Source organism: Pseudomonas sp. AC112 (assembly GCF_979253545.1).
The window spans coordinates 5,374,644-5,392,513 of record NZ_CEEDCM010000001.1 but is presented as its reverse complement, the minus strand read 5'-3'; the positions used below and the strand labels follow the sequence as shown (position 1 = coordinate 5,392,513).

Sequence of the window (17,870 nt, the reverse complement as noted above, 5' to 3'; positions counted from 1 at the left end):
CGGGTGGCGGTGTTCGGGTGGTGATCAGCTCGGCGCCACTGGGCGCTTGCTGCTATCAGGGAAGTCGGGGTTGGTGTCAGTCCACTTGCGCAGAGCCAGCCAATACCTCTGCCACTGCTGAGCGGTGCCTGGGATATCTCCCTCGCCGTACTCGATGGCGGTAACGTTCTGCTGGGCAATCGGCATTTGCGCGTCACGCCAGGATGACTCGATTGGAATGAGCTTTGCGTTGAGCGTTTCCTGGGTAATCGCCCAGGTGCCATCAGCCTGCGCAGTGTAATCCCCGGTGTTCTCATCGTCCGGCCGGACGGCAAGCATTTCAATCCAACCTTCAGGAGCGCCGCTCCCGGCCTCATCCACCATTTGCAGATTCGAACCGACCAAGGCGTAATACTTCATCCTTTCACCCTCCATACTTTGATCCGGGCCGGAGCAGAAGTCAGGGTGCTTGAGTTGTACGACCCCCCGCCAAAAGCGCTACCAGAGGCGACACCTATTCCACCAGTAGCTGTAATTATTTCGTCCACTGCTCCGCCCCTCCTCGGAGTGGATAGCGTGCCAGAGCCCCCACTTTGTCCGTTTGAGAACCATCCAGGAGTCTCCCAGATCCCGGAGATCAGCAACTCCACGTGACAAATAATTGGAAACCCCGGAAAAGGATTTGGGCTGGCATACCGAGAACCAATCGATACCGATGCCGGGCTAGCTGCACTTCCGCCATTTGGATACACGTACGTAAAGGCTATATCGGCAGCAGATGAGTTAGTCCAGCTGCCCCATACGCCTTCAGTTTTGAATCTGGTAAAGCTGCCGTAAGCTGGAATAATGCCCCGCCAAACCTGAATTGCATCACCGCTGGTGCTCCAGGTTCTGGTTTCCAAAAAACCCTGATTCTTTGAGTCCGCTCCCACATAAGGGGCCCCGGTCCAGACTGCAGGAGTCCAATAGTTGCCATTAGGCACAACGGCGTTTGCGTCATCCCCGGGAAGCCTTACACCTGCAGTTCCGCCCGTTCCGAACGCGCCTACAACCATCACCCTTCCTGCAGTAGGATCTGACAGCGAGGTCATAAGCTCGGCAGTTGCCGCTGACTTCAATCCCAATGCAGATCTTGCGTCTGATGGATTTTTCGAACCTGTCCCGCCCTGCGCGACACTCAGAGCGGTCGTCAATGCAGAAAGGGAGGTAATGTCACTGTTCGCGCCACTTGCAGCCTTGCCTTCCGTGACCTCCTCAGCGCGATCTGCGGAGTCTTTAGCCGCAGCCGCTGAAGCTGCCGCCGCTTGCTCCGACTGAACAATAGAATCACGCGCTGTCTCGGACCGATCGGCAGCCGCACCGGACGCCTGGGCCGAGTTCTGGCTCTGCTGAGCGGCCAGTTGCGCGGCGTTTTTGTTGTCACTCGAAGCCTCAGCGGCAGCGGTTGCGATGCCCGCCTGTTCAGTGGCCACAACCTTCGACTGCCCTGCTGACTGTGCCGCCTCGGTCGCAGCCGCAACCTGCTCCTGCATGTCGGCGACACCGCTGGCGATCACCTGTGTGGCTGCCCGCAAGGCATCAGCCGAATCTTTGACGTATCCCTGCATTGGCGCCAGCGAGTAACCGCCAGCGGCCTCGGCCACGCCTTGGTAGTTGGGTGCGATGGATATCGCCGTATCGCTGGCAATGTTGGTTACTTCGTACCACTCACCATCAGGCCCGCGGAACGCATCACCGACGCGAGCGTTCGCGATGAAGGACGTCCCAGTTCCGAGCACGGCATTGCTGCCAGGTGTCACAGCAACTGTGCCTGTTTTGTACCAGGTCATATAGATCCCCTAAGAGATAGGTTTTGCAAAAACCACGGGTGTATAGAGAGTAGTTTGAATATCCACACCAATTACTTGCATAACTAATCTATTGTTTTCATATTGCCAGACTGCATATTGGTTGCCCTGCCGGGTAGAACTTCCAGCCACGTCCATCGCAATATTATTTAGAAGCATAAAATCCCCTGTACTCAGGGGAGTATTTGCAGTCCAACTAAGCCTATAAACGCCTTGGCTTGTCTGCTCAGACCCCAGGTAGCTCCAGCTGGAAATAGTTCTAGTGAACTGCGCGCAAGCGGTCCCGTTATCAAATAGCAATCTTTCACCGCCATCCCAAAGCCGAAGCCCGAACTTAGCCAGGGGTGCAGATTGGAATGCTGCACAAAACCAACTCCCAGAAGTGCCTACGCCGGCAATGCCTGTGAAAGAGAACCCAGTCCATGCGCCCGGACTACCAGACAGTTTACAAAAGCAGAGAGTGTTTGATTGGGCCGGCCTCACGAATACCAATGGTGGTTCTGCGGATGTTATGGTGAAGGGGAATCCAACACTCGCTCCACCACTCCCACCATAGGTCCCTCTGGCCAGGACAACCAAGCGCGCGAACTCAGAGTCCAATACAACAGTATCGCCGCTATTTGTGAAAGTTAGTCCATAGGACATTATCGAGCCCTCATAACAAGAAGCCTCTGAGGGGTCCCAAAACCCATAGGGCCATTGGTGTTTGGTTGCCCAAAGTAGACAGTAACGCCCCCTGAGTTAACTATGGGGATGTACTGAATGGCTGTGCCACTTTGCCCATCAGTGCGATAGTCTGTTACCGGAACAAAGACAGCAGTATGTATTGACGGGTTAACTCCTGGTATAGATATGAACCTTGTTCTATCTTCCCCAGCGACCCTAGTAATCACCGCCGAGTATGTGACCATTACGGTAAAAGAATTCTCATCTAACTCAAGGGCGTTATTGGCACCCCATATTCTTAGCCCTCCTATCATGCTGTAAGATCCCCAAGCTGAACGCGCTTTACGCCGTTTTCGTCGTACACCTTAATTGCGCGATTGGTCATTGTCAGGCGACCGCCACCTGGTGAAGGGCCGTTGAACTCCAAGTTCCCGGCCTTATCCAACCGCCACCCTTGAACGCCGGCAACATAGTTATCGGACTGCAACGCCTGACCGATCTTCAGCATGGTGATGCTGCCGTCCTGGATGAATGCCGAGCGCATGAAGACCTGACCGTTTTGCACAGTGAAAGGTGTGAAGACTTGCCCGCCCGCCAGCGTGCCGACGATGGCGAACCGGTCCGCGCTCACCAAAAACTGGCTTTGAACAACGCCGTCCTCTTCCTCGATGCCGAGTGCTATCCCGGCGGTGACCAGTTGACCGTCCGAGTTGACCTGCATCTTCACGGACCACATCGTCGACAGCTTGCCGTCAGTGTCGGCTTGGGCCTTGCTCACGGTCTGGATGTCAGCAGAGTTGTCGTCGATCTTGACGCCGATCTGCTGGATAGCCTGGGCCGTCGCCTCTCGGTCGGTGACCACGACGCTTTCCAACTCAGTCACGGAGCCACTGACCTCACCCACCTCGGCGGTAAGCTCGGTCTGGCGTTGCACCATGGCCGCGTTCTGCGAGGCGCGCGTCTTCACTTCCTGCGCGAAACTCGCCGAGGCGCTGTAGCCCTGGAGCGCGTCAGCGAGATCACCCTCGCCGGTATCGTCCCGGTACCCTGACTGCAAGGCCTGAAGGCTAGACGCCTGGGCCGTGACCACGCCGTCCAGCTCGGTGATGCTGGTGGTGTTGATCTCGACCTGACGCGCCAGGCCATTAGCAGTGACCAGCACCTGGCCGACGTCCACCCAGTAACCGGCGTTCGGCGGCGAGGTATCCACCGGCACCAACTGTGTGGCCTGGTAGATACGCTTCCCCACCACCACCAGGTCACCCTTGAGGTAGACCGATTCATGGTCGTATGCCGACAGCCCATCGAGCGCATCAATCTGCGCCTGCAGGCCTGGGATTTTGTCGATCTCATCCGTGATGTCCTTGCCGAGCTCTGTCCGTCCGACTTGGCCGGCGATCAGGTCCAGCACAGGATCCGCATCGGCGCTGGCCATCCCCATTACACCGTTGCCGACTGGATAGAACGGCCCTATATTCCCGGTCCGGTCAACCAGGCGCGCCCAGAAGAAGAACTGCGCGCCAGCCTTGAGGGCCTGCATGCTGTAGTCCGACTGGGGATAGGTCAGGTCGGTCAGCTTGGTGGCCGACGCCAAATCATTCGCCTGCCCATACCAAAACTCCGTCCGCTGGGTATCTTCTGCACCTGGAGGGAAACCGACTTTCAAACCGATGCCGAACAGTTCGCTGGTGGTGTTCAGGAACGCCACCGCCGGCGGCAAGCCGACCTTCCCTTCCAGGTTAGTCAGGTTGGAATTCTTCCAGATAGACGAGATCTCGAATGCGCTCACCGAGCGAACCCTGGCCAGGTAGGCGCCTGAGTAGATCCCCGCCACGTCCACGCTTGTCGTGCCCGTGCGCTGCAGCTTGATCCAGTTGCCGCTGTCCTTGCGCCACTCCACGTCATAGGCGACCGCGCCATTCACGGCAGGCCAGGAAATGTTCATGGTGCTGATCGCCAGGCCCTGGTCCACGGAGTAGTTCGACGTTATGTCGACGCTCGCCGGGGCAGGAACAACGGTGATTGGCACAACACTGATAGGGCGCTCTTCCAGGCGGGCACCGGTGTCGATGTGATCGAACTTGCTTGGGTCGTACTGGACCGCCGAGATTTCGAACACGCCAGGCTCTGGCCGAGCAACGCTCACCACGCGATAAAGCGGGATGGCCAGGTCGTCAGCGTCCAGCGCCCACACCAATTCGCGCTCAGGCGGCACGGAGTAAGCCACGGTCACCGTGACTTGCCGGCCACTGACCAGTTGCACGGTGCGGCCCTCGCACTTACCGTCGGGTAGGTTGAGGATAAGCCGGTCGCCGGGCTTGGCCTGGGTGTCGCGGTCTAGGGTGATGACCTTTCCGTTCACCGCCGAGATACGACCGCCCACTGGCCGACCGGCCAGCAGCTCGTCGGCGATCGGGATCACGTAGCCAGGCAGCGGGATGCGCCCGTCGAGGCCGACCTTGAAGGTAACCGCCCGATCCTTGGAGTTTGTGAGCAGCGCCCACTTGCCCCGGCGCTGGGCCTCGGATTCGCGGGTGCAGCCAATAGCGCTGATCTCCAGCGGGTTGTCGCCGTAGCGTCGCTGCAACTTGGCATCGGTCACAGCTGTGACATCGGTATCGAAGTTATTCCCCGGGTTGTCGTAGCTGATCAGCGCCCGCGTGTAGCGGGTGCGCTCCGATGCGCTCGAGTAGGTGAACTTGCCATCGATGACATTCGCCCGCGTGTAGGCAAAGTCGAAATCGGTGGCGCGCGGCATATCCGCCAGGGTAAAGACCTGGCCCTGGGCCCAGTAGGTCATGCCCCGGTAGATCGTCGAGATATCACGCAGCAGCGACCAGGCGTCGGCCTTGCTCTGCAGGTTCAGGTTGCAAATGAAGCGCGGCTCCTGGCCACCCTTCCCGTCCGGTACCAGTTGGTCGCAGTACTGCGAGATGCGGTATAACTCCCACTTGTCCACCATCCACGGCTTGATGCGACGGCCCAGGCCGAAACGGTCGTTCGTGGTGATGCCGTAAGTGTGCCAAACAGGGTTGTCGGTCCAGGCTTCCTTGAAGGTTCCGTCCCAGATACCTGTGTAGGTGCGCGACCTGGTGTCGTAGTTGCTCGGCACCTGCCATTTCCGGCCATCGCATTCGATCGTCACTGCCGGGATGCTGCGGAACTGCTCAGCAGAAAACTCGATGTAAAGCAGCGCGGTGTTCGGGTACCGGATCTTGGCGTCGATCACCTCGGTGAAGCCGGCAATCTGCATGGTGTCGGAGATTTTGTTGTTGTTCTGGTTTGCAGTCAGTCGAGTGATCCGCAGAAGCCACCCGGTTGTCGCGCGCGGCAGATTGATGCGTCGAGTTCTCTCGTACAGGCTGGTGGTCTTGCCGGACACCGCCTCGTTCAAAACCTCCTGGTATGTGCCCCCATCCGTTGCGAGTTCGACTTTATACCCAATCGTGTAACCGTTGATATTGCCGCCGGAATCCACCGATTGGAGCGCTGGCCAGGCAAAGCGCACACGTACAGCCGAGAGCTGGGTATTAGTGATTGCTCGAACCCACGGCGTGCCGCTGCGCAGCTCCGTGCTGATGGTTGTTTCGTTCTCGACCGATGGGATGCCCTGGATATAGGACTGGTCCACAGCCCCGCTGCGCCACTCCCACTTCACGTTCGGGAAGTTCATGTTCCCCTGCGGGTCTCGCAGCGGCGTATTGTCGAGAAAGATGTCCTTGGCGGTCGGAGCACCGTCAAACTCACCCTCACCCACCGCAATGAGCATTTTCGCAATGGCGACGGAGCGCAGGCTGTCTGGTGCCTCGGTTGGGGTTTTAGGCTTCTCGGAACCGCCCTTGGCGCCATAAACATCGATCTTGCGTGCTGCGCCCATGCTTTTCTCCAGGCATAAAAAAACCGCCTCTTGGGCGGTCGCTGTGTTCTCTGAGTTACTCTTTGCAGGCTGCTAGCCTGTGCCGCCCCTCTTCAAATCCAGGGTCGCTTCCGAAGGTGTCCTCCACGTAAGGGGATTCGGTTATTCGCCATCCGTTAGCGCGAAGGACAACAATTGCCGCAATCTCTTCTGGGCTCAAACCGTTTTCATCTAAATCAACCATTGGCAACCTCACATCTGGTCTTCGGCGTAAATGGCGGCACTGATGATCGCTCCACCCCAGCGCCGACGGCCGGCACACAGCGAGACAGGATTGCCGGAGGCAGTGGTGTTCTTTGCGCTGCCGAAGGCGTAGCCAGGAGTGTTCTCAGGCGCCGCGCTGGTTTTGAGGCCGCCGGCCTGGGGGCTGAGCATCTGGATAACGCCGCCGGCGACGAGCCCGATACCTGCACCAATGAGCGGCGTACCGAAAGGGGTGGCAGAGAAGATGACACCGACCACGATCAGGATCGCACCGACAATCGTTTGAAGAATGCCACCACGCTTGCTACCCACCACCACGGGGGCAATGCGAATATCGCCGCTGCCGTTGTAGGTCAGCTCCTTCTCGCCGACGTTTCGCTTATCGCGGAACACTGCAAACTCAAGACCGCGTGACTTTGCATTCGACAGGAAGCGTTCAAAGCCCGGAATCTGGACGCAAAGGGCTTTGATCGCCTCCGCGGGGGACTTCACGGCAAGCCTGAACGACTTCCCGAACTGCCGGAGCTGGCCGTGCAGGCGAATCGTTGTCATGGGTTGGTAATTGATAGCTGACGCCTGCATCGTTTTCTCCGGGCAATAAAAAACCGCCCGGAGGCGGTTTCAAGGTTTTCTTGATTCAGTTGTAATCGACATAGGGCCCTATGTAGAAACCAGCCATGTCGCCGCTGATCCTGTACAGACTTTCCTTGCCTGGCTGCACAGTCGCCGCGATAGTGCGGATCGCCGCTCCTGCGCATAGGCCAGATCCCGCCAGCCCGGCACCGAGATTCGGTGATCCTGGCGGGAGATAAAAGGTAGCCCGCTGGCCTGTGCCGATTTTTGCCGCTTTGCGCCCATCTACATAGACGACGATATCGCAGCCCGATCCAACGGCGCCGGAGTCGCGAACAACCGTAATTTTGCCGCTTTCGCCAGATGGTTTGGACTGGAAGGCATAGACCTCATCCGCCGGCACCGGCTTGGCGTCTCGCACTGAAATCGCCGTGGAGGCGCACCCCACCAGCATCGCCACCGCTACCGCCGCTATCAAAATCCGCATGTCGTTCCCTCTTAAGTTTGGCGGGACTGTAGCACTGGGGGCGGAAGCAAAAAAGCTCAGCCTGGGACTGGGCTCGGCTTGCCGACTGCCTCAGTCCAGCGCATGAAGAAGAATTCTTCCAGGGGGCGCAAAACCTTCTACTCTATTAGGCAGAACAAGCACCAGATAAGACCAGACATAGGACTCATGGGTGCTCCATACACTTTAAACCTCTACAACTATTTTCTTAAATATCTGCCTGAAGTTATCGGGGCAAATATTGAAATCTCGAACTTAACGGCACAAGGAGATTCCGTGCTTTCATCACTAGTATTTCAACGAACTGCCATATCTGTGATCGGCATGTTAAGCGCTGCAGCAGCCCAGGCAGGCTCGTACAACTTAACCTCAGATACGTGGTTACAGGGCATTCTATTTCAAGCTGGCTCTAACCTTACAACGCTTGAGATCAACGGCGCCCCCACACCCGAGCGAGGAATTCTCGCCCAACAATATACTGCAAACGATGTGACGTGGGAAAAGGGAAAAGGTATTACATTCGACAGTCGGATGAACGTTAATGAAGGCACGGTCGCTACTGGCACTTATGGTAGATATGAGCTTTCACCGGGACAACAACTCAACTTTTACGCCAACGGCACACCAATTCAGGCAATTTTTAATATACCTTTGTCGCTCGCACAGTACTCTTTCTCGATCCCCGCACAAGCGCCTGTTAAATTTTACCAGAATGGCTCAATCAGATCAGCCCAGACAATTAACCCAGTCGCCTTTACGACAAATCAGGGGATGAAAAAATATAACCTTGCACCTGGTGATTACCAGTTTTGGCCAGCTCCTGACGCAGATCGGTCTACGGGATTCCTAAAAATTGGCGCTGTGAAGCAAGCCAAGCTTCAGGGTAATCACGTCCATCTTTTAGAGATATTCCCTACAGGCACCACTGTAGGTTTCGACGGCGCTGGAAATCTAAACTTACTACAGTGTCCCACCACGTGCAGTTACAAACTCATACCCATGAATGGCGGCGGTTTAGTGGAAATTTTACCGCAAGGAAACTTCACCCTTGCAGGATCTCAGCCCGTAACGGTAGGAGGTAAAACCTACCCAGCAGGGCAAAAACTGTTACTTAGCCCAGATGCGACAGTGATATTACCGTCTCCGTAGTCAACGGGCGCTTCATTCAAGCAGGAGTGCCTTGCAGTCGATAAACCTAAGGAGGAGCGCAATGTCCATCCGCGCAAGTCGAATCGTAGTTATGATGCACGCTTATGTCTGAGAATCAGGCGTGTTCGGTCATGCCAGGGGCCGCCGTAGACGATGATCTCGGACGGCCTGCCGTATAGGTGGTGCAGGAGGAATGGCCCAGGCCCGAAGGTACCCGACTCTTCGCCAGGAAGTGCCGGATCAGTACCCAGGTAAATCCCGGCGTGGTTCGGGTGGACTGTACGGCCAACCTGCATAACAATCATGTCGCCGCGCTGTGGTCGGTCAACGCGTACAAAGCCAGCTGACTCGTAGTGCTGCTCGTAGAGGCTTGCGTTCTCTGCACTCTCCCACCAGCCGTCGATGCGCTGGAAGGCCTCGAACTCAATCCCCCACTCCCGCTGATACCAATCAGCGCAAACCTGCCAGCAATCCCAGGCCCCATGCACAAACGGGCGTTTGAGCAGCGGCGTGCTGCCCGTGGGCGTGATCGTGCGCATGTCGCCCTCGGGCCAGGACAGAATGTGCCAGGGCAAGGCCGTGGCCTCGCACATGGCCAAGTCATGCGGTGACGGCCTGCTGGTGGCGTCCGGGTGCGAGTGAACGATGCCGATCACCTCGCCAAGGTCTTCCGCCGCAGCGTAGTCCTCGGGATCAAGACGGAACTCTTCGTTCGGCTCGGTGGCGATGTTCCGACACGGGAAGTACTTCTGCGCCCGGCCGACCGCCAGCAGCAGGCCGCAGCATTCGCGCGGATATTCCGCCGTCGCGTGCGCCTGGATGGCCGCGATGATGTGCTTACGCATGGTCAGCTCCGGGCTATCAGGGAAACTGCAGGGAAACCGCCGAAGGCGAGTTCGTTGTTTTCGCCGAAGCGTTTCTTGCAGGACGACAAACAGCCTTTGCACTGGTCCTGGGCCGGGTCATCCGTGGGGTTGTCCTCATCATCGAACATGGCAGCGCCGGTGTAGCCGCAGTCCGGCCCCCGGTAACCATTGGTCATGGCCCAGTGGCAAAACGTCGTCATCTGACGCCCGGGCAGGCCGTGGTTATCGATCTCGCCCGGCGAAGACAGCTCCCAGACCACTACTGCGTCATCCTCAACGGTTTTCTGATCGATGTACCAAATCTCCAGACCTTCCTGTGTGGGGTCTGCAGTCGGATTGCCTTCCGGAAAATTGATCGCGTCCAGGTATTTCGGAGACGTGTCCCGAACGGTGAGCTTGAACTTGAGCATGTCCTCGAAGGCCAGGCAAAGCGCAGTGACGCGCCCGTTGACGTTGCCGGCGGCGAAAGTCGGCCGAGAGGCGGTGCCGTCGCTGCTCGAAGAAATACCCTCAATCTGCACCGGCCAAGCCGCGTACTCCTGGCCCTGCCAGATGATCGACTTGGCCGGCAGGTCCTCTTCGGATCTTTCGTAGGCCAGCAATTCCTCTGGCGTGTGCGGGATGGCGTGACCGTGGAAACGCAGGTAATCAGCGCCGTACTCGGTCCCATCAATTTCAAACAGGCGAATCTCGCCGCCGGGCTCCAGTTTCTGGATGTCCGTGATCAGTGCCATGGGCGGTTATCTCAGGGATGAAAGGTTTGCTGGAAAGTCGCGGTGATGGCGTAGACCTGGCCGCCACGGTGCACTGGCTTGTAGCCGTTGCACTTGTATAGGCCAAGCTCACCCAGGGGCGGCTCCCAGAGGAAGCCCTTAGCCCCCTTGTGGCGGTCGAGGAAGTCCATGATGTCCTTGATACGCCCCTTCAACCCCGTGAAGGTTACGGGCCAGGATTGGGACCGGTTGTTGAGGCCATCCTCGACGGACTGCTCGTAGCCATCGCCAAACTGCTTGGAGCGAACGCGCTGGGCAATATCGCCCTCAGCGCCCTTCTCTGTCGCCCAGGTGAATCGTTCGATAGCCATCATCGCCCCTTGATTGCGTTGTTGATCACGCCACCCTGGCGCATATCCTTAGAGCGCAGTTCCTGATATTTCTGCTCTACGAACGTCGCCAGCTCCTTGCCGAAGAGGTCATAGCCAGGCGCGTCAGCGGTTGACGATGCGTTTCCGTCGCCGTCGATATGTACCTCGACATTGATCTGCGTTCCGCCAGCCCCGCCGCCGCCCATTGCCATAACCCCAAGCTTGCCGCTCGACGTCCGGGTCAGCGGCATGATTGCCTCTTCCCCGGCCTCACCCATAACGCCGGTCTTGCCGTTGGCCATGCCAAACGCCGTGGGTTTGCTGACGATGGAGTTCGTGAATGCACCGCCGTCGGCGAACATCTGCACACCGCCCGACCACGCGCCGCCCTTGGCTTGCGGGAAGTAGGTGTTGGAGTAGCCGGCCGAAGAGGCGCCGAGGTTTGACGATGTGGCGCCAGCAGACCCGGCAGCCAGTCCATTGCCGCCGCCAGCAGCACTACCTCCGAGGTAGCTTGCCGCCGCGCCCACGAGACTGCCCAGCAATGCGGAGCTGGCTTGGCGGGTCGCGATGCGCGCCATGTCGGCCAGGATCGATTTGGCGAAATCCGAGAACGAAGCCTTACCGGTCATGGCAAAGTTGACGATGGAATCCTCCATGGAACTGAAGGCGTTGCCGAACAGGCTTTTGGTTTGCCCGGCGATGTTGCGCGCCGAATCCAGGTAGTTATCCCAGGCTGCCGTTGCGCCCTTCGTCCAATCGCCCTGGGCATTCTCCACATCCGCATAGTTCTGCCGGATCTGGTCGGTGGCGGCCTTGTTCGCATCGGCAAGCGCCTGCGACTTCCGCTTGAACTCTTCCTCCGACATGTTGCGCGACGGATCAGACTTCTGGTTGGCCAGCTCCAGCGACTGCTGAGCAAACCGGTCTTGCTGGCTATTCAGTTCGCCGCTGAGCGCGTTTTGGCGATCGCCCTGCCCCACGCCGAGCACTGCGCGCTGGCCCGCCAGTTCCAAAGCCCGCTGTTGCTGACCCAGCGCCTGCACGTAAGTGCTGATAGCCCGTTCCTGCTTGGCGAGCCGCCCGGCTTCATTGGTTGCCAGAACTTCAAGCTGGCTGTCCGCGTCTTTCTGCGCCTTCACCATCCCTGCGCGCGCGCCAGCGATTTTCTGGTCCAACTGGATGCTTTGAGCGGCCGACGTTGTCTTCTTGCCCTTGGCGGCTTCCAGCGCGGCAATCTCAGCCTCGTAGGCTGCAGTCGTCTGGTCCAGTTGGTTGCCGATCAGCGCCTGGCGCCGCAGCAGATAGTCCTCCTCAGACAGCAAGCCGGCCTTCTGCGCTGCCTCCAGTTCCTTCTGATAGTTTTTGTAGGTGTCGGTGATGGCCGCCAGGTCGTTCTTGGCGTTGTTGAAGCCGGTCAAGTCGACTTGGGTGCCGGCTGCTTTCGGGTCCTTGTTCTTCTCGGCGATGTTGGCCAGGCCTTTGGCGACAGCCGCAGGGGTGACGTTTTCGTCGTTCGGGTTGGCTTTCCGCAGCGCCTCAACGTCGCGCAGGTACTCCTTCTGCAGCTTGTTGCGCTTCTCTAGAGGCGTGAGATTTGCGTCGTTCTGAGCTTTCAGGCGAATTGCCGCCTCAAGACCTGCCTTCTGAGTCTCACCCTCAAGCTGATGAGCAGATCCAATCGCCCGTTCGGTATCCAGTTGCTGCTTGCGGAATGTCAGCTCCTGCTCAATGTCCGCGATGCGCTGCTTGGCGTCGCCGTCCTCGAAACCAGTGCCCACCGTCGATTTCAGATAAGCGAGCTTCTGAGTCAGATCAGTGATCTGCTTTTGAGCGCTCTCTGCACGGCCGATATCACTCAGCGCGTCCAGGGTCTTTTTGGTCTCGTCGCCGACACCTTTCCACGCCCGCTCCCACAGACTTAGGTTCTGGATGATCTGGCTAGATCGGTCTTTGATCGTGTCTGCGTAGGTGTCGGTCAGCAGCTTGGTAGCGCCGATCGTGTCGCCCTGCTCCTTCAGCGCAACGATCTGCGAGTAAACCGAAGCTGTCAGGAAGTGGTATTGGTCGTTAAGCGACTTGGCGGCAGCTACCGGGTCGTCTGCGATCTTCACAAATTCGGCGATGGTTGAATCGACTGACTTTCCGGTCGCCTTCTCCATCTCCAGTGCTGCTTCGGTGATCTCCTGGAAGCTGCCGCTCGCGATCTTGCCTGATCCAGCCAATTGGGCCAGAGCCGAGGCAGCCGCGCCTGTGGTGCCCACGGTTGCACTGACCTGACGCGCTACATCGGCGAGCTGGCCAGCGCTTGTACCTGCGTAATTTCCGGTCAAGATCAGCGATTTGTTGTAGTTGTCCTGCTCCTCGCTGCCCTTGTAGTAGGCATATGCGAGGCCGCCAACAGCAGCCGTTGCAAGCGCCATCGGCCCCAGGATTGCGAGCAACCCGGCGGCGCCCGCTCCAGCGCCGGCACCCAGTTGAGCAACCGCACGCACACCGCTACCCCAGTCGCCCGAGGAGAGAGCATTGCCCAACTGAACGACGTTTTCTTGAGCCTGACGGGTGCCGAGGCGCAGCTTGTCGAAGCCCGTGGTGGTCCTTTCGAGTTTGGCGTAGTCCTTGTCGATCTTGCTCAAGGCAGCGTTGTACTGATCCTGGCTGATGCGGCCGGCGTCCAGGTGTTTGCCCAGTTGCTCGACCTGCGTATCTAGCTTCGCCAGTGCAGCACGGGCCGGGTCGATGGCACCCAGAAGGCTATTCAGGGCCTTTTGCTCGTCCATGGCGGACTTGGCCAGGGCTACCTGCTGCTTGTCGAGCTGCGCCGAGATCTTCGCTGCCTCGGCCTCGCCATAGGCGCCGGTCTTGGTCAGCTTAGCGAGAGCGTCACGCTGCTTTGCCAGGTCCTGGGTGGTTTTGACGCTGGTGGACAGCGACTTTTCCAGCGCCTGCATTTCGTTCATCAGCGAAACAGCGGACTGCTCAGCCCGGCCGCCAGCCTTCGCCATTTCATCCAGGCTCGTTTTCGCCTGGATTGCATCGGCCGAGTCGATCTTGACGCCGAGTTCTGCAATGTTCATCGACTCACCTTGAATAAGTGCCCGTGGTTACGGGCTGTTTTCCCTTTCCTCCGCCATAACGCGCAGGGCTTCGCCTTCCAGCACCTGAAGGTCAGGGAAGATTTCAGCGAGTTTCTTTTTCTTGATGCCGAGGAACCCGGCCACGTCGCGGATGCAGTTGTAGTCGAGACCGATCGCGCCACCGGCGCCCGCTCGCCACTGAGTCGACATTCGGTTGAACAGGAAGAACGCCGGCCAGTTACAGGGCCAGACCTCGGTCACCTCTTCAAGGTCTCCCGGGGTGAGCCCGAACAGGCCCATCAGTTCAGCAGGTGCCGTCGGCGCGTAGAGTGCGCGGGCGGCGTCCGTCAGTTTCCCAAGCGGGCCTGATTGAATGCGCTCTGGTAGGCATTCACGACCGCCTCAGCAGCGCCCTGGCAGGACGTCACCAGCGCACGAATGCTCTTGTCGTCGAACTTGTCGTCGAAACCCCAGCCGACCACCAGATCCTTAATCTGCTGCGACTGCTGCTCGGTGTCAGCGGCAACGATTTCGGAAAGCGTTGGGCTTTCGCCCAGGGCGGTCCGAGATTCATCGCGCTTCAGGTTCCACTCATCAAACAGAGCGGCAAGCCCCAGGCGATCCCGATACTTGAAGGTGAACTCGATTTTCTCGGGCTCACCCCCAACGATAGGGATCGACACGAGGGCCTTGAACGTCGGGTTCTGGGCGATTCTGATCTTTGCCATTGGTTACGCCACCGCAGTCAGGTAACGGGTCGGCTCGGCCTGCAGCGCCAGGTTGACGGTGCGCGTCAACAGGTTGTTGCGGGAGACCGCCGGCTGCTTGGAGAACGACGTGTAGGTGCCGTAAAGCAGGGTGTCATTGCCGGGCAGGTTGAGGCGCGCTGCTTCAATCTGCTTGCCGGCGTCAGCTTTCAGCAGAACGCTGTTGAATGCCTGCGCCGGGTCGTCAGCGATGGTCAGCACCATGCTTGCCGCCGATTTATCGGTGGGAATCTGTTTGCCCTGGTCATCCTCGAGGAACACCACATCCAGGTAGTTCTGTTCGCCGCCGGAGAAGGCAACGTCGGAGATCTGCGGGATCTGCACCCAGGTCAGCACTTTGCGCATAGTGCCTGCACCGCCTGCTGCCGGGAAAACCTGAGTATCGGTGGTGTCGATACCTTCCAGGGTGATAGCCGTCGCGGTGGCCGCCTTCACGCGTACAACCTTGCTATCCAGCTTGCTCCAGCCGGACGTGAGCAGAACGATATCGCCGGCGGCAATGGTGCCGCCGACTACAGTAGCCACCGCCTCGCTCGCATTGCTGATTGCAGCAAACGCCAGTGCCGCGCCGTAGGTTGCGGCGTGCTGGAAGGTGCCGCCGTTCGGGAGTTTGTAGCCCATGGGTATTTCCTCTTTGCAGATATGAAAAAACCCGCTCATTGGCGGGTTTGTGGCTTTGCCCAATGGGCGGGATCAGCTGGTGTCAGCTCGGTATAAGAACGAAACCGGGACGGTGTAGGTGGAATCGCCGGTGATGCCGGGGCCTGGATCGACTGGCGACATGGTCACCACGGTGACCAAGCCCTTCGTGTCCCTGGCGTATAGCGGGAACAGATCGGTCAGTTCTGCTGCGATAGGATTGGTCTTGGCCTTGCCGGTGCCGGCTGGCGCAATGATGCTCACCTGGAACGCTCCGATGAACAGCCGGTGATCGCCGCCGAGCGTGTTACTCGCGGTATCGCCGGGAATGGTGAAGGCTCGTAGGTAGGTCTCGCCGTCTGCCGGCGCGTAGGCCGTGTTCTCGAAAACGATCTTTAGCTTCTCCAACCTGGCAGCGTTCCAGGCGATCAGCTTTGCCTCGTAGATCGAGGCGATGATTGCGTGACTCATACCTGGTTGTTCCTGATGGCCTCCAGCACGATCTGCTGAAAGCGAGCCACGGTTACCCGGACCATACCGCCGGGGGCCTGGGTCGAATGGCCGAACTCCAGCGGGATCGCGTAGGGCAAGTTGTTAATGATGTAGGCCATCTGGCCTGCGGTGAAGTCGCTCATCGCAGCAACCAGCGCCGCTGTGGTTTCGGCGCCACTGGGGTCCACCTCGTCGAAAGTGACGTTCTCGACCACTCCCAGCGAGATGTGCCAGTTAGCGCGGAAGCGGCCGCCGACGTAGCCTTCGGGAGCCATGACATCCATGCCGTCGTTGAGCTTGCGGCCTTTCTTGAGCCGGCCAGCATTGGTGAGGTTGGCCGGATCACTGCGGAGCGCACTGTTGTGATCGTCGACGGCCTTGTTGTATTGGGTGGCGACAGCGTTCTGTGCCCAGATCTCTGGGTTGCCCACCGGGGACATGCGAATCAGGCTGCTGCCGACCTCGATGATTATTTCACGCACGCTGGCATCAATGGCTTCACCAGTCTGAGCGGCGAACTCGGCCAGGCTCAGGGCGAAGCTGCCGGACTGTCCGGCGCCTGCCCGGCTCACGACCGCACCTGCAACTCATGCAGGATCGGCGTGCCGGCGGGGTTCACCTCTTTCAGCGGCGGCACGATTGACCAGGTGCGACCCTGAGCAACCACTTTGTCGAGCAGACCAGGCACCCACGCCAATCCCTGCGCGGCGATCTTTAGCTTCTTGTCGCCCTGACGGATAAGGCTGTTGTTCTGAAATTCTTGGCCGGTGAAGTCGAGCAGGATGCCCTGGGCGGTTTGCTCGACTGCTGCCCCCGGCGCTTCCCCGCCCGTCTCCGGGTCATACTCGCCCGGCTCGGTCTTGCTGATGGTCACAGGCTGGCCGAACTCTGTGATCATCTCCAGAGCCATCAAGGCCATTTCGTCGTAAAAGGCCATGATGGTCTCCATTACAGCTATGCGCGCACTGCGAAAAGCCCGCGCTTTTGTAGGTAGTCGGCAAACTGCGTAGCACTCGGCCGGTCCGGCGCCGCCGGCAACAGCCGACCGCTGGTGTTGGAAATCGTGGCGTATTCGCGAGTCACCGCCCCTTCGACGCGCTCCAGTGTTACTGCACCCTTGCGCTTGTCGATTGGGTCGATGTCGTCCTGATGGATCTCGGCGGCCAGGGCCATCTGGCCGTACTGGATCCGCGCCGGCAGGTAGTTGTCTGGCTTGATCTGGCAGTCCAGCTCAACACCCCGACGCGGCCAGGCCAGCGCCTGCTCGCTGCTCATCTTGCGGCCTTTCCAGGTCTTGCCATCCATCGCCAAGGTAGCCCGGCGCAGCAAAGCTTCCTGCTCAGGCACGCCCGCCGGGATGACCGTGCCGAACTTCACGGCATACAGGGCCAGGTCCTCGGCGCTCGCATAGCTTTCGGCGTCAGGTTTGCCGGTGCCGTCCTCGATGATGAGTGTCATGCGTCAACTCGCTGGTATGGTTTGAGATCGGCCACCGGGTCACCGGCAGCCAGCATTATCACGCCTTGGGCAGATCAGCGACGAGCTTTTCCAAGGATTCTTTCGAGGCGTTGGCCCGGTATGGCACCTTCGCTTCGTCGAGCTTGGCCTTCAGGTCGGCGATTTCCTTCGCTTCGGTATCCACCTGACCGGCTTTGTCGGCCCGCTGGAGAAGATCGTCTACCTGCAGTTGCAGAGTTTTCACCTTCTCAACTTCGCCGTCACGCTCACGGATGAGGCTTTCAACGCCCGCATTTACCGCCTCGAACACCTGAAACAGGCGATCAGCGATAGGTCCGAGCTCACCTTCTGGGCGCAGCAGTTCTTGGTCAGCGAATGACTCGACGATCAGGCCGACAGATTCGAGTTCGGCGCGGAAGGCGTCGATATCGATGCTGGAACTGCCACCATCAATCAGCAGCACCTTCGGCACTTCCTTGACCGTCACGTCAGGCACGTCGTCGGCAGCATCTTCGCGGCTTTGGGTAACGCTCGCGTCGACGATGCGAAGGCCATTCGCCTTGGCCAGCGCCTTCACGTCTTCCTGGTACTGGTGGAATGGACCAGGCAGATACCAGATGTTTTTGTTGCTCATGATCATGTCCTCGC

General features: G+C 58.9%; 18 protein-coding genes. 1 reads left to right on the top strand and 17 read right to left on the bottom strand.

All coding sequences use genetic code 11. The features are described 5' to 3' along the window. Positions 1 to 24: 24 nt before the first annotated feature. The 5 genes from AC0IYN_RS25150 to AC0IYN_RS25130 all read right to left on the bottom strand — a co-directional run bounded on the left by AC0IYN_RS25150 (position 25) and on the right by AC0IYN_RS25130 (position 7,672). Positions 25 to 399: a hypothetical protein gene (locus tag AC0IYN_RS25150; RefSeq protein ID WP_406597085.1), complete on the bottom strand. Its 375-nt coding sequence runs from the start codon at positions 397 to 399 to the stop codon at positions 25 to 27. Further along, the gene (locus AC0IYN_RS25145; RefSeq protein ID WP_471843832.1) at positions 396 to 1,808 is read right to left on the bottom strand and encodes a hypothetical protein; all 1,413 of its coding nucleotides are present in this window, start codon (positions 1,806 to 1,808) and stop codon (positions 396 to 398) included. Before AC0IYN_RS25145 ends, AC0IYN_RS25150 begins: the two co-directional genes overlap by 4 nt. Positions 1,809 to 2,802: 994 nt before the next feature. Continuing rightward, positions 2,803 to 6,369 (bottom strand): TipJ family phage tail tip protein, encoded by a 3,567-nt coding sequence (locus AC0IYN_RS25140; RefSeq protein ID WP_471843830.1) that lies wholly within the window; start codon positions 6,367 to 6,369, stop codon positions 2,803 to 2,805. Between the two features lie 231 nt (positions 6,370 to 6,600). Continuing rightward, positions 6,601 to 7,194 carry a tail assembly protein gene (locus AC0IYN_RS25135; RefSeq protein ID WP_471843828.1) on the bottom strand — a complete coding sequence of 198 codons (594 nt, stop codon included), beginning with the start codon at positions 7,192 to 7,194 and terminating at the stop codon, positions 6,601 to 6,603. A gap of 55 nt (positions 7,195 to 7,249) precedes the next feature. Next, positions 7,250 to 7,672: a hypothetical protein gene (locus AC0IYN_RS25130; protein ID WP_471843826.1), complete on the bottom strand. Its 423-nt coding sequence runs from the start codon at positions 7,670 to 7,672 to the stop codon at positions 7,250 to 7,252. Between the two features lie 186 nt (positions 7,673 to 7,858). On the opposite strand from AC0IYN_RS25130, the gene AC0IYN_RS25125 reads away from it, so the two are divergent. Further along, the gene (locus tag AC0IYN_RS25125; protein ID WP_471843824.1) at positions 7,859 to 8,839 is read left to right on the top strand and encodes a hypothetical protein; all 981 of its coding nucleotides are present in this window, start codon (positions 7,859 to 7,861) and stop codon (positions 8,837 to 8,839) included. An 89-nt stretch (positions 8,840 to 8,928) separates the two neighbouring features. On the opposite strand, the gene AC0IYN_RS25120 is transcribed toward AC0IYN_RS25125, so the two are convergent. From AC0IYN_RS25120 to AC0IYN_RS25065, 12 genes are all read right to left on the bottom strand, one after another. Further along, positions 8,929 to 9,684, bottom strand: coding sequence for a C40 family peptidase (locus AC0IYN_RS25120; RefSeq protein ID WP_471843822.1), 756 nt, complete (start codon positions 9,682 to 9,684; stop codon positions 8,929 to 8,931). Between the two features lie 2 nt (positions 9,685 to 9,686). After that, positions 9,687 to 10,439 carry a phage minor tail protein L gene (locus tag AC0IYN_RS25115; protein WP_471843820.1) on the bottom strand — a complete coding sequence of 251 codons (753 nt, stop codon included), beginning with the start codon at positions 10,437 to 10,439 and terminating at the stop codon, positions 9,687 to 9,689. Positions 10,440 to 10,450: 11 nt separating this feature from the next. Then, complete coding sequence (locus AC0IYN_RS25110; protein WP_099491173.1) at positions 10,451 to 10,789, bottom strand: phage tail protein; 339 nt, start codon at positions 10,787 to 10,789, stop codon at positions 10,451 to 10,453. Beyond that, entirely contained in the window at positions 10,789 to 13,866 is a 3,078-nt protein-coding gene (locus AC0IYN_RS25105) for a phage tail tape measure protein (protein WP_471843818.1), read from the bottom strand. The genes AC0IYN_RS25110 and AC0IYN_RS25105 overlap by 1 nt, the downstream gene beginning before the upstream one ends. A 27-nt stretch (positions 13,867 to 13,893) precedes the next feature. Next, a complete protein-coding gene (locus AC0IYN_RS25100; RefSeq protein WP_106578038.1) occupies positions 13,894 to 14,166 on the bottom strand; it encodes a DUF1799 domain-containing protein in 273 nt (90 codons plus the stop codon). A 47-nt stretch (positions 14,167 to 14,213) separates the two neighbouring features. Beyond that, positions 14,214 to 14,594 (bottom strand): phage tail assembly chaperone, encoded by a 381-nt coding sequence (locus AC0IYN_RS25095; RefSeq protein WP_471843815.1) that lies wholly within the window; start codon positions 14,592 to 14,594, stop codon positions 14,214 to 14,216. Between the two features lie 3 nt (positions 14,595 to 14,597). Continuing rightward, entirely contained in the window at positions 14,598 to 15,254 is a 657-nt protein-coding gene (locus tag AC0IYN_RS25090) for a phage tail protein (protein ID WP_063030564.1), read from the bottom strand. Positions 15,255 to 15,326: 72 nt separating this feature from the next. Then, entirely contained in the window at positions 15,327 to 15,743 is a 417-nt protein-coding gene (locus AC0IYN_RS25085) for a phage tail terminator-like protein (protein WP_471843813.1), read from the bottom strand. Continuing rightward, on the bottom strand, positions 15,740 to 16,336 hold the full coding sequence (locus AC0IYN_RS25080; protein WP_471843811.1) for a hypothetical protein: 597 nt from the start codon (positions 16,334 to 16,336) through the stop codon (positions 15,740 to 15,742). The genes AC0IYN_RS25085 and AC0IYN_RS25080 overlap by 4 nt, the downstream gene beginning before the upstream one ends. Beyond that, the gene (locus AC0IYN_RS25075) at positions 16,333 to 16,701 is read right to left on the bottom strand and encodes a hypothetical protein (RefSeq protein ID WP_471843809.1); all 369 of its coding nucleotides are present in this window, start codon (positions 16,699 to 16,701) and stop codon (positions 16,333 to 16,335) included. Before AC0IYN_RS25075 ends, AC0IYN_RS25080 begins: the two co-directional genes overlap by 4 nt. 17 nt (positions 16,702 to 16,718) lie before the next feature. After that, the gene (locus AC0IYN_RS25070) at positions 16,719 to 17,222 is read right to left on the bottom strand and encodes a DnaT-like ssDNA-binding protein (protein WP_471843807.1); all 504 of its coding nucleotides are present in this window, start codon (positions 17,220 to 17,222) and stop codon (positions 16,719 to 16,721) included. 58 nt (positions 17,223 to 17,280) lie between these two features. Continuing rightward, positions 17,281 to 17,856 carry a hypothetical protein gene (locus tag AC0IYN_RS25065; RefSeq protein ID WP_471843805.1) on the bottom strand — a complete coding sequence of 192 codons (576 nt, stop codon included), beginning with the start codon at positions 17,854 to 17,856 and terminating at the stop codon, positions 17,281 to 17,283. Positions 17,857 to 17,870 lie beyond the last annotated feature (14 nt).